General features: G+C 66.2%; 7 protein-coding genes. 4 read left to right on the top strand and 3 right to left on the bottom strand.

What is annotated here, in order from left to right:
- Positions 1-55: 55 nt before the first annotated feature.
- Positions 56-1813: an ATP-binding protein gene (locus OJA40_RS06230; RefSeq protein WP_263807939.1), complete on the bottom strand. Its 1758-nt coding sequence runs from the start codon at positions 1811-1813 to the stop codon at positions 56-58.
- Positions 1814-2409: 596 nt separating this feature from the next.
- On the opposite strand from OJA40_RS06230, the gene OJA40_RS06225 reads away from it, so the two are divergent.
- The 3 genes from OJA40_RS06225 to OJA40_RS06215 all read left to right on the top strand — a co-directional run bounded on the left by OJA40_RS06225 (position 2410) and on the right by OJA40_RS06215 (position 7384).
- Positions 2410-4713, top strand: a complete 2304-nt coding sequence (locus OJA40_RS06225; protein ID WP_263807940.1) for a sensor histidine kinase — start codon at positions 2410-2412, stop codon at positions 4711-4713.
- A gap of 338 nt (positions 4714-5051) precedes the next feature.
- Positions 5052-5771, top strand: a complete 720-nt coding sequence (locus tag OJA40_RS06220) for a bacteriorhodopsin (RefSeq protein ID WP_263807941.1) — start codon at positions 5052-5054, stop codon at positions 5769-5771.
- Between the two features lie 56 nt (positions 5772-5827).
- On the top strand, positions 5828-7384 hold the full coding sequence (locus OJA40_RS06215) for a methyl-accepting chemotaxis protein (protein ID WP_263807942.1): 1557 nt from the start codon (positions 5828-5830) through the stop codon (positions 7382-7384).
- Positions 7385-7756: 372 nt separating this feature from the next.
- On the opposite strand, the gene OJA40_RS06210 is transcribed toward OJA40_RS06215, so the two are convergent.
- Entirely contained in the window at positions 7757-10636 is a 2880-nt protein-coding gene (locus OJA40_RS06210) for a PAS domain-containing protein (RefSeq protein WP_263810134.1), read from the bottom strand.
- A gap of 438 nt (positions 10637-11074) precedes the next feature.
- Positions 11075-11557, bottom strand: coding sequence for a CBS domain-containing protein (locus tag OJA40_RS06205; protein ID WP_208427390.1), 483 nt, complete (start codon positions 11555-11557; stop codon positions 11075-11077).
- A 651-nt stretch (positions 11558-12208) separates the two neighbouring features.
- Here OJA40_RS06205 and OJA40_RS06200 point away from each other — a divergent pair.
- The gene (locus OJA40_RS06200) at positions 12209-12526 is read left to right on the top strand and encodes a hypothetical protein (protein ID WP_208427389.1); all 318 of its coding nucleotides are present in this window, start codon (positions 12209-12211) and stop codon (positions 12524-12526) included.
- The last annotated feature ends 99 nt before the right edge of the window (positions 12527-12625 follow it).

Here is a 12625-nt window from a genome sequence, read left to right as displayed (position 1 = left end):
GAAACGAAAAGGGGATGGGGGAGCGTGGGGGGCAGTCGTGTTCGGCGTCAGTTCGTCACGGCCGTCTGGGGGCCCGATGCGCATCGGCGGCCTCCTCGGAAGGCTCAACGGGGCCGTCCCCGCAGTCGTGAGTGCTGTGGTCCGCCATCGGAAATCGGATGAGGAACCGGCTGCCGGCCCCCGGCTCGGTCTCCACCTCAATCGCCCCGCCCATCTGCTCGGTCGCCTCCTTCGTGACCGCGAGGCCGACCCCGGCGCCTTCGTACTCGCGTGCCATGCCGGTGGAGGCCTGTCGGAACGGCTCGAAGAGCTGATCGACCGTCTCCGGCTCCATCCCGGCCCCGTCGTCTTCGACCTCCAGCACGGCCGTCCGCGGCTCCGGACGGGTCCGCACCCACACGGTGCCCCCATCCGCCGTGTACTTGATCGCGTTGTCCAGGAGGTTCTGCAGCGCGACCTGGACCCCGTTCTCATTGGCACGCGCAGAGACGCTGGTCGCCTCCAGCCGCACGTCGATCTCTTTGTCCTGAGCGTTGGCCCCGCATTCCTGGACGGCCCGGCGGGCCTGCTCGGCGAGGTCGACCGTCTCGATGCCGAGCTCCATCTGGCCCGCCTCCAGCTGGGAGAGGTCCAGTATGTCCTCGAAGGTGTCGAGCAGGCGCTTCCCGCTCTGCTCAATCAGGTCGGCGTAGCCGGTCAGTGGGGTGTGCTCGGGCAGGTCCATCTCACTGGCGCTCGTGCCGATCGCCTCGGCAAACCCGATGATCGCGGTCAAGGGGGTGCGGATTTCGTGGTTCATGTTCGCCAGCAGGGCGGACTTGAGGCGATCGGCCTCTTCGATCTCCTCTTCGGCCCGTCGGAGGGCCTGCTTCCGACGTTCCTGCTCGGTCACGTCTTCGAGGTGAAAGACGGCCTCGCGGATCGTCCCGTCGGCCCCCCGCACCGGCGCGCCGCTGGCCGAAAGCACGCGCCGGGTGCCGTTCGGCCGCGCGACCGAGCACTTCAGGTTGCGCACGACGCGCCTCACCTGCAGAACCTGCGAAAGGGGGCGGGTGCCGGGGGCCGTTGTCTCCTCGTCTCCGGCGGACCCGCCTGTGGGGGGGGCGTCCGAGTCGCCGGACACCGCTTCCACATCGGTGCCGAGAATCTCTTCGGCCCGGCCATTTGCATCGGTGGGCGCCCCGCTTCCGTCGACCCGCACGACCGCGTGGGGACTCGTCTCCACGAGACGGTCCAGGAGGTCGCGCTGCTCGCGAAGGGTTCGCCCCTGGGTCCGAAGGCGGGCACACACCGACAGAACCCACCGGAGGGTGGCCCCCTCGACGAGGGCCACGACCCCCATGGCCCCAATCAGCACCCAGGGACTCGTTTGGAGCGCAGGGGCCCACAGCAGTGCCCCCCCAACTGCCAAAAGGCCCGCCAGAAGAAACGTCAAGGCGGGTCTTATCGACGCGCTTCCCAGTGCCACCACGCCCCCGAAGACGGCGTAGACCAGAAGGACACCCACCGCGTACCCCCCGGCGAACTCGTTGAGCGCGGCGAGGACCGCGGCCCATCCCATGATGGCGTAGAGCAGCCCCCACGTGATCGCCACGTGGCGGCGACGGACCGTGTCGGAGATGTACGAGGCGCCGATCAGGGCCACGAGCAGTCCCGCTACGCCGACGTGAAGCCAGGTCCCCGAGATTGGGGCGTCGGCACCGGCCCCGTACAGGGGGGCGTACAGGGATGCCAGGATGGCCCCCAGCAGACACAGTAGGCGGGCGACCCGAACGTGGCTGTGTTCGTCGACAGGAAGCGTCTCGCCGTCCATGCAAGGCAGAGAGAAAAGTCGGAGGTCAGGTGCGTCGTGCGGCACCAGATGATGCGGTCGCTCGTGCCGGCCGTGCAGGGGCCGAGGGGATGGGCCCCATACGGCCACGCCCAGGGGGTCTTCTCATCCGTTGGATTATAATCATCGGCCCGACCGGCGAGGCATTAAAGGCGTGTATTTTAAAAATACACTATGTCCCACATCCGCCGGGGGGAGCTGTGCCGCGCGGACACCCCACGGCCGCGCCCCCGCACCGATCGTCGAGGAAGGGGCACGACGGGAGCGAGAAAACGGCCACCGCGCAGTGCTGGGCAGGCGCAGTTGAATACAGAAAAAACGATGCCGGGCCCGAACGGGCACTGGAGGCCCGCTGGAGCGGGGGGCGCGGCCCGGTGTCGCGGCGCCTACGCCGTAAAATTACCGGGGACTGGTAGCTGTGAAAGGCCCGTTCGTAGCGCCGGCCGGCCGATACGAGGACCACCGAAGGAGGAAATTTGACGGGGGCTGTGACGACCCATGTCGAGTTTGACGAGTCCGATACGGATCAAGAGCTGGAGCATGCGCGGCCCTTTTCTTGCTCCACTAGAGTGGACGCTATGTTGCAGCGAGCTTTTTTGCACAACGACCCGCCCATGATCGGAAGCCTGATTGAGGCATCCGCGCCTATAACCTACACCGGTTATCTTCTTGCTTTCGTCGCCGCGACCGCCGCCTGTCTGGGGGCTGCCTTGCGGGCCCGGTCGATTCCGTCGCCGGAGACCCGGCAGGCCCTGACGTGGTTCTTTTCCGGAAGTGCTGTCTGGGCCGGGGCCTACGTGGGCTTCCTGCTGGTCGGGTCGGCCTTCGAGAAGCACCTTTTCTACCAGCTGAGCCTGATCGTCGGCTTCGGCACCGTCTTCGCCTGGCTCTGGTTCTGCTCCGCCTACAGTGGGCGGGGCCTCCACCGGAGCCTCAAGGTTCAGCAGTTCGCGGCCGCCGTGTTTGTGATCGTCACCGCCCTGAAGGTGACCAACCCGCTGCACGGCCTCTACTACGGGCTGGAGCCGGTGGGGGGCGCTTTTGGCCTGGTCGTGACCCATGAGACGCTCTACTGGGTCGTGATGGCCGTGGCCTACGCCCTGTCGGCGGCCGGCTACCTGATGATCTTTGAGTTTCTTCTCGAGGCGGAGGCGAAGGTGCTCCCGCTGGGAGTGCTGACGGGGCTCACGGCCCTGCCGGCGGCCTTCAATGTCATCGGACACGTCGAACCGGCGCTGCTGGACATCACCCACGAGCCGCTGGGGGTGGCGGTGTTTGCAATCGGGCTGCTGTTTGCCTACGAAACCCAGTTTAGTGTCGTGCAACTAACCGGGAGCGTGGAGGAGCCGAACCTGACCATCGGGCGGGAGGGGCGGATCCGGGGGCTCGGCGGCGGGATCCAGGAAATCATTCCCTCGCTGAGCGAGGAGGACCTGGGGCGGCCGCTGACGGAGGCATTGCCCGGGCTCGGGGAGACGATTCGCCGTGGGGAGCCGGCGTGGCGGGCTGGATTCGAGAAGGGAGAGGCGCAGGAGTGCGGAGGGGGGCAGGCGACGACCAACACGGTGCAGTCCGAAGCCAGCGCGCGTTCGGAGGAGCACTGTCGGTACTTTCGGGTGATCCAGACAAGCCTGGGACAGGGCATGGACACCCAGACGGTCGTCCTGTCGGACATCACCGAGCGGAAGCGTCGGGAGCGGGAGCTGCGGGAGAGCGAGCGGCGCTTCCAGGCGATGCTGAACGACCCGAACATCCTCGCCGGCGTGCTCGCGCCGGACGGGACGTTCCAGAAGGTCAACGACACGGCCCTCGGGTACATCGAGGCCACCCGGGCGGACATTCTCGGCCGGCCGTTCTGGGAGACCCCCTGGTGGGACACGGAAAACAGGTTGGCGGTCCGGGAGAAGGTCAGGCGCGTGGCCGAGGGGGAATACGTGCGCTTCGAGGCCGAGCACGTGACCCCGGACGGGGAGGCCCGGACCGTGACCGGGATCATGCGCCCGGTGACCGGCGAGGCGGGGGAGGTCGTCTCGATTTTTGTCACGGCCCGGGACATTACCGAACGGAAGCGGAAGGCGCGGCGGCTCAAACAGGCGAAGGAGCAGGCCGAGCTCTCAAAGCTGGAGGCCGAAGAGGCCAGCCGCATGAAGTCCGCCATGCTCGCGAACATGAGCCACGAGATTCGCACGCCGCTGACCGGAATCATTGGGTTTGCCGAGGCGATCGGGGACGAGATCGACGGAGATGGCGGCGTCGCTCATTTCGCGGACCTGATTGAAGACAGTGGCCGGCGGCTGCTGGACACCCTGGATGCGGTGCTCAACCTCTCGAAGCTGGAGGCCGGACAGATGACCTTGGAGTCCCGCCCCATCGATTTGGCGGATCAGGCCCGGCAGGTCGCCCGGGAGTTTGCGGCGGAGGCGGACGACAGCGGCCTTGCGCTCGAGGTCGAGGCCGAAGAGGCCGGCGCCCGGGCCGACGAAGGGGGGCTCCAGATCGTACTCCAGAACCTCCTGTCCAACGCGATCAAGTACACGGAGGAAGGGACGGTGCAGGTGCGGACGTACCGAGAGGACGGGGAGGCGGTGCTGCAAATCGAGGACACCGGCATTGGGATGGACCCGGCGGTGGCCGAGTCGCTCTTCGAGCCGTTCCGGCAGGGGTCCGAGGGGCTGTCCCGTGAGTACGAGGGCACTGGCATCGGGCTGGCAGTGACGAAGAAGGCGACCGAGCAGATGGGGGGATCCATCGGCGTGGAAACGGAAAAGGGGCAGGGAAGCACGTTCACCGCCCGGCTTCCGGCGGCGGACCGGAAGGCCACGCGTTCAGCAACGGACCCGAACGAGAAGAAAATGGGCCGGTCCGACCGAGTCGGTGGATGAGCGGGGCGTTCCGAAGGGCCGCCCGTGGTGTCGTTCGGAATCATCCTCCTGATCGTCGTCTTGTGCAAGGCCCGCCCGGCTCTTTTTTTAAATAGTACAAAGAAAAAAGATAGAACACATCTGATTTAAAGGGCAGACATCAGGACCGATAAAATAGGAAGGAGGCAGTGATTTATTGGGGAGGCCAGCGACAGTCCCACGGAAGAGAAGAGCGGCGTGCGGTCCTCTCCTCAACCCTGCTGGAGAAATGCCTTGCTGAAAAATGCTCTCCGAAGAGAAGCTTTCCGCTTGGAAGGGAGCCCCAAACGTTCTGTCTGGATTCAGAGATACACCCCCCCATGGACCCGATTACGATCGTTTACATCATCGGAACCCTTGGAATGCTCGTCGGGATTCCCCCTGCCCTGTCGCTGGTTGGCGACGAAGTGGGGCTCGACTTCGATTACCTCTGGGCCATTCCCGGAATTGCCGCGTTCATGTACCTGCTCATGACGTTCGACGTCGGGTCGGTGCAGTTTCAGGGGTATCACGTACCCATCCCCCGGTATATTGACTGGGCCCTCACCACGCCCCTTCTCGTGGGGTACACCGCGTACATTGCCGGGGCCAGCCGGGGCATGATCACGGGCACCGCCCTGGCCGACTTCATGATGATCGTGTTCGGCCTGGGGGCCGTCGTGTTTTCGTCCACGGCCCAGTGGGTGTTCTTCGGGCTGTCCTCGGCCTGTCACCTGACCCTCCTCGCGCTCCTCTACGGGCCGGTGCGCAACTCGGCATTCGGCGAGCCGCCCTCCCACCGGCGGCTCGCGCGGCTCCTGCTGAACTACGTCGGGCTGCTCTGGCTCGCCTACCCGCTGGTGTGGCTCTTCGGGCCGGGGCTGCAGTGGGTCGACGCGGCGGGCATTGCGGTGATCATCAGCTACCTGGACGTGACCGCGAAGGTGCCGTTTGTCTACTTCATCTATCGGGCGCGCAAGAACTTTGTCAAGGTGACCGGCGGAGAGCCCGAGGCCGCTTCTGGGCAGGGCGACGTAGCGACGGTCACGTCTGCCGCCTAGGCGCCGCCCCTGCTTCGTTTCCCCTCACTGTTTGGCTCCCAACACCCTACGCTCCCATGAAACGCTTTCTGACGAAATACGTCTTCTGGTATTTGCTGACTGGCGTCATGATCGTGGCAACGGTCTTGGTCACAGAGAACCCTCTCGCCAGCGGGCTGGCGACGTTCGTCGGGTTCCTCACGATCGGGTCCATCACGGGCACGATCACGATCACCACGCTGACGGACCTGCGCTACGTCACCTCGAAGCTTGCGGAGGGCAACCTCGACAAGTCCATCCGCACCGGCCGCGGCGACGAATTCGGCGACGTGTACCGGGCCGTCGACGACCTTCGCCAGTCCCTCCGCACCCGCATTGAGGAGGCCCAAGAGCGAAAGGCCGAGGCCGAAGAGACGAAGCGCGAGGCGGAGTCCCTCGCCAACAAGCGGGAGAAAGAGAAGGAGGCCCTCTCCGAAGAAGTGGACCGGATGGTCGGGGCCATGGACCGCTTCGCCGGAGGGGACCTGACGGTCCAAGTTGACGCCGAGACGGCGGGCCGCGACCTCGCGTCCAAGATGGATGCCTCGCAGGCCGAAGAAATCGGGCGCCTGCAGAGCAAGTTCAACCAGTCCGTCCAGAACATCCAGCAGGTCTTTCATCGCCTGTCCAGGGCGGTCGAGAAGACCGACGCGGTCGCCAACCAGCTCGCAAGCTCGGCCGATCAGCTGAACGCTGGGGTGCAGAAGCAGGCCCAGCAGGCCGACGAGGTTGCCGCCGCCATGGAGCAGATGGCCCGCACGATTGACGACAACGCGGAGAACGCGACCGAGACGGCCAAGGCCGCCCGAAAGAATGGGGAGCTGGCCGAGGAGAATGGAGACGTGGTGCTGAAGGCCGTCGACAAGATGCGGGAGATCGGGGATGTCGTGAAGCGTTCCGCCCGGACCGTTAGTGGACTGAAGGAATCGAGCGAGGAGATTGGCAAGATCGTGGCGACGATCGACGAGATTGCCGACCAGACGAACCTTCTCGCCCTAAACGCGGCCATCGAGGCGGCCCGTGCGGGGGGCGACGGCTCCGGAAAGACGGGGCAGGGATTTGCCGTCGTGGCCGAGGAGGTCCGCGAGCTGGCCGAGCGGACGTCGAAGGCCACCGACGAGATCGAGCAGATGGTCTCCTCCGTTCAGGAAGACACCAGTGAGGCGGTCGGCGCCATTGAGCAGGGACAAAGCGAGGTGGAGGCCGGAATTGAATTGGCCGGGCAGGCGGCCGATGCCTTCGAAGAGATTGTGGACAGCACCGGGGGCATTACCGACCGGGTCGACAGCATCGCCACCGCGACCGAAGAGCAGGCGGCGACCGGGGACCAGATTTCCGAAAGCGTGCAGTCGATTTCCGAGGTGTCCGACGAGTCAGCGGAGGGCATTGAAGAGGTCGTGCAGGCGGCCACGGAGCTGGAGGAGCTGACGGGCAGCCTCCGCGGGCTGGTCGACGAGTTCCGCGTCGGCAGTCGGGACGCCAGTGGCCGTGCGGACGGCCCGAAAGCCCCCGCCAACGGCACGGAAGGAGGGTTCGAGAGCACGACCGGGGACGGCGCGGCCGGCCGACGGGAGGCGCCGGAGCTCGGGGCATAGGACGCAGAAGGACGCCGCTCGCGTTTGTCCGTCCGGACACGTTGTCGCCCCGAAGATGCCCGAGACAAGGCGGTGCCGCCTCTCGGAGGAAGAGAGCGGGAGGCGGCACCGGTGGTCGGAGCAGAACTGCGGTGCCGGCCTGTGATGCACCTGGACGCCCGCGGTCCGTTCGGATGCCCATTCGGGAAGAGGCGCCGGAAGCCGCGTGGGAGGTCGTACACGCCTCTACTGACCAAAGGCGACTTCGGGGGGGGGGATGACGCATAACCCTCGTGGGGCGGCAGTGCGCGGCCCCTGGCGAGGGAGGAGCGAGAGACACTCAAGAGACAGCGGGCCTCCGTGTGGCCCCGCCTCGTTTCGTCGCATCCGTCTTCACGGGGCGGAGCCACCGGTCGGATGCTCCTCTGAGGCCGGAAGCTGGATGGTAAACCGGGTGCCCTCGTCTTTCTCGGTGTCTACCTCGATGGATCCGTCCATTTGGGCAACCGCCTTGTTCGTGACCGCCAGGCCGACGCCGGTCCCCTCGTACTCGCGATTTAGCCCTTCCGACGCCTGTCGAAACGGCTCGAAGAGCGACTCGGCCACCGCCGGGTCCATCCCAATGCCGGTGTCCTCAACTTCAAGCACGGCCCGGTCCTCGTCCCGAAACGACCGGACCCAGATGCGGCCGCCCTGCTCGGTGTACTTGATCGCATTGGAGACCAGATTCCGAATGACGATCTGGATGCCGCCCTCGTCGCCCTCGGCCACGGCGCAACCGGTCTCGAGCTGAAGGCGAACCCCCTTCTCCTCAGCCTTCGGGCGGAGCTCCTGAACGGCCCAGCGGATCTGCTCGGTCAGGTCGACCGGGGCCGTTTCCAGCTTCATCTGCCCGGACTGTAGCTTGGAGAGGTTGAGCACCCCCTCCAGCGTTTCGAGCAGGCGCTTCCCGCTTCGCTCGATCATGGTGGCGTACCCCGGGAGCGGGCTGTCCGACAGATCCAACGCGCCGGCCTCCGAGCCGATCAGCTCGGCAAAGCCAATAATCGACGTCAGCGGCGTGCGAATCTCGTGGCTGATGTTGGCGAGGAAGGCGCTTTTGAGGCGGCTGGCCTCCTCGGCCTCCTGGCGGGCCGCCTCCGCGTCGGCCTTGGCCGTACGGAGGGCCTGCTCTCGCTCCTTCTGGTCGGTGATGTCCTGGATCGTTCCACGGACCCGAACCGTCCGGCCGTCGTCCTGTTGCGGCGCCCCGCGGGTGCGGATCCACTTCTCCTCCCCAGCGTCGGTAATCAGGCGGGCCTCGACGTCGTAGGGCACCCCGTCCTCGGCCGCCCGGCGGAAGGCCTCTTCGGCCTCCCATCGGTCATTGGGATGGTACAGCCCGTGGCTCCGCTCCAGCGTCATCTTCGCGCCCGGAGAAACGCCGTGGATGCGGTAGGCCTGGTCGGTGAGGGTGAGGGCACCCGTGTCTAGGTCGTACTCCCACCCGCCAACATTGGCAATCTCCTGGGCCCGTTGGAAGAGATCGTTCTTCCGCTCGAGCTTTTCCTTGCGGCGGCGCTCCTCGGTGATGTCCTGGGCGACCGCCATGCCGGCGATAACCGTTCCGGCCTCGTCCCGAACCGGGAGCGTTCGGTTGAAGTACCGGCGCTCGTCCATCGTCTGCTCGAACGCATTCTTCTCGCCGCTGAGTGCGCGCCGGAAGTACATTTCGAGCTCCTCGGCCAGGGCGGCCGGAAATATGTCGTGCGGACCTCCCCCTTCCACGTCCGACGGGGAGAGGCCCGCGTCTCGGAGTTCGCGTCCCCCTGCCAATGTATACTGCAAATCCTCGTCGAAGAGAAAAACGCCCCCGGGAAAGTTCTCGATAAGCGCCCGGTACCGCCCCTCCGCCACCTGAAGGGCCTCCTCCCGTCGCTTCCGTTCGGTAATGTCCCGGGCCGTGACAAAAATCGAGACGACCTCCCCCGCCTCGCCGGTCACCGGGCGCATGATCCCGGTCACGGTCCGGGCCTCCCCGCTCGGCGTTACGTGCTCGGCTTCGAAGCGCACGTATTCCCCCTCGGCCACGCGCCTGACCTTCTCCCGGACCGCCAACCTGTTTTCCGTGTCCCACCAGGGGGTCTCCCAGAACGGCCGGCCGAGAATGTCCGCCCGGGTGGCCTCGATGTACCCGAGGGCCGTGTCGTTGACCTTCTGGAACGTCCCGTCCGGCGCGAGCACGCCGGCGAGGATGTTCGGGTCGTTCAGCATCGCCTGGAAGCGCCGCTCGCTCTCCCGCAGCTCCCGCTCCCGACGCTTCCGCTCGGCAACGTTCCGGCCGACGCACACGATCTGGCGCTCCCCTTCCAGGTTTTCAACGGGGTTGCCCACGAACTCGTAGGGCACCGCCACTCCGTCGTCGGCCACGAGGGGCACTTCCACCTGGCCGCTGCCGGTTTGAAGCACCCTGCGGATGGCTTGCTTGGCCTGCTCCTCCCGCTCGGCCGGCACAAAATGGTCCAGCGCGTCCACGCTTCCGACGTCCTCGTTGGACAGGCCGGTCGTCTCCAACACGCGGTCGTTCCACCACTGAAACTGGCCTTCCGGGTCGAGGGCAAAGAACAGGTCGTCGGTCGCGTTGAGGAGGCGGTTGGTGTACGCCCGATGGCCCTCCAGCCGGTCTCGCTGCTTCTGGAGCTCCCGCGCCTGGTCCGCAAGGCGCCTTCGCACGCGCAGAGCCCCCCGCGCGACCCCCCCGACGACGAAGGCCACCATGGCCATGCCCCCGCACAGCACCAGGGGGCTCAGCTGAACGGCAGGGGCCCACAGCAGTGCAGCCCCCGTGAGGAGCAGGCCCGCCGACAAAAACGACAGCACGGACCGCAGCAATTGACTGCTGACCAACACCAGGGTAGCGGAGACAGCGTACACGACGAGCATGCCCACCACGTACGCCCCCGAGAACTGATTGACCGCCGCCAGGCCCACACTCCAGGCCATCAACAGGTAGAGCAGTCCCCACGCGATGCCGACGCAGTGGGTGCGAAGCGTTCGCAGAGCGTACGTGCCCGCCACGAACGCCCCCAAGACGCCCGCAATGACGAGCCGGATCCACATCGGATCGGTTGCCTCGGGGCGCGCAGCCTCGTACAGGAGGCCGTAAAGGGGAATCAGGAGGCTCCCGAGGAGACAGAGCAGACGAACCACCTGCAGCCGAGACTTGGCATTGGCGGAGAGCATGTCGTCGCTCGGCCAGAGAAGGGTGGTGATGTTGCGGGCGGGAGAAGGCATGGCAGATCCCGAGAGCGGCAGAAACCGACGGCCGTAGATTGAAAAGAGGTGTGGGGGCCGTCTTCAGACTACAACGTTACACATTGCATCACGGGAGGTGGACGAGGGTTCCGAGGCGAGGACGCCCGGGCGGGACGGTTCTCGCCCCCACGTCGTGTCGTGTCCATGCCGGGGAGGGGATGGACCGGCCGAACTCCATCCCGCTGCGAGCAGGGGGCACTACGGGATGTGTTTTTCCCGATCGGTCTGGGGGCCCAGCCGGTCCGCTGGCTCGCGCGGACGATTGAGGCGCCGTCTCCGCCCTTTCGGGGACGGCCGCCTGCGCGGGCGGCTCCAGAAGCCGTGCCCCCAGCTCAAGCGTACGGTCCGTCCGGCGCGGCGCATTTCGGCCCGTCGAGTCCTACAACCGGCGCCTGGCCTCGGCGAGCATCCGCTCTCCTACCGGGTGGAATACTGGCCCGTCACGTAGTTCACGAGCTGCGTCGCGCCCGACTCCGCCGACTCGGCGACTTGCTTCGCGCAGTCCCGCATCGAGATGATGTCGGCGAGGTTGCCCTCGTCGTCGACCACGGGAAGGTGGCGGCACTGCAGATCGTTCATCCGATCCAGGCAATCGCGGAGCTGGTCCTCCGCCTCGGCGGTGACGACGTCTTCCGTCATGACTTCCTGCACCTCGGTTTCCGGGGAGGAGCGTCCCTTCAGGGCAATGTCGCGCATGTAGTCCCGCTCGGTGAAGATGCCGACCATCTCGTCGCCCTCCGTGATGACGATGGACCCGATGCCGCGGTCCACCATGGCGTCGATACAGTCGTAAACGGTGTCGGTGGGGTCGGCCGTGAGGACATCCCCGTTCTGCCGGAGGGTGCCCTTCGTTCGCAGCACGTCCCGGACCCGTGTCTCAACAAGCTCGCGTTCGTCCATGGCAGGCAAAGCGTTTGAAGAAGTGTAAGAATTGAGCTGAACCACGAGTGCTGGTTCCACGCGCCCGCCCGGGTCGTTCCCGCTTCCTCTGCATTGTAACGCGATCGCGACACCCTCCGCGGTCGTGGGGCGGGCCCTCTTCGCGCGAAGACCTCCCGGACGGGTGGAAGACGGGGGACGGGGCCGGCCTTCTCATAACAGTGAAGAGATTCCCCCCGAGAACGTCCGGGCGCCGTCCGCCCGGTCCGAATCCCGAAAAATGGCGAGGCCGTTCGTCCGCCCGAACGGATCCCACACGACACTCAGGGCGACACGGACCCCGGTTCTCCGCCGTACGGCCCTCGGGCCCTCTGGGGACGACCCATTGGATTTCGATTTTATTTTGACCTTCAGGGGAGGCATCACGGCCCACTCTCCGGACCTCCCACGTTCTCTGTTGGTTCTCCAAAAAGTGAGTTGCCACGTTTTACCAAGCCCGTGCGGCGTTCTCGTCCGCGGACGGACCTTTTGTCCCCACTGTGGGAGGGAGGAGGAACCGCGGAGCAACGGCTGCGCACTCACGCGACTGCAAAGCGGCCGGAAACAGCCCCACGCGCCGGTCCCGCCTCGCTTTTCAGGGCGGGCCCTTTCTGTGTTTGAGCGTTCATCCTTATGAGCCAGAGCGAAGACGAGACGACTTCTTCCCCATTGGTTGGCGGCCTACTGGTCGAGGACCTGGTTCGATCCGCCTTCTTCGGGTTCGTGTTTGGGGCCGTTCTCTTCGTGGTCTCCGACCAGACCGGCATCGTTCAGCGCGCGCTCTCCTGGATGGGCTTCATCAGCGTCAGCAAATACCTGGGCGTGAAGGAGCTCGCCATCTTTGGGATGGGGCTCGGGGTTGCCCTGGGCCTTGCGGGGCAACTGTTCAGCCGGGGCGTGGCCCTTCTTGTGTCCTCCTCCGGGGAGAGCCCCGGCCCGATCGACCCGTAAGGCCGGATGCGATCGCGTGCGCAGGGGCAGAGGGAAACGCGCGGTGGTGGGGAAAAGGAACGGCGGCGACCGTCCCCGGAAGGGACCACAGCACCTCCC

Origin of the sequence: Salinibacter pepae, from assembly GCF_947077775.1 — a bacterium.
GTDB classification, from domain to species: Bacteria; Bacteroidota; Rhodothermia; order Rhodothermales; family Salinibacteraceae; genus Salinibacter; species Salinibacter pepae.
Note: the sequence above shows the minus strand (reverse complement) of the source record. Positions and strands in the feature narration are given on the sequence as shown.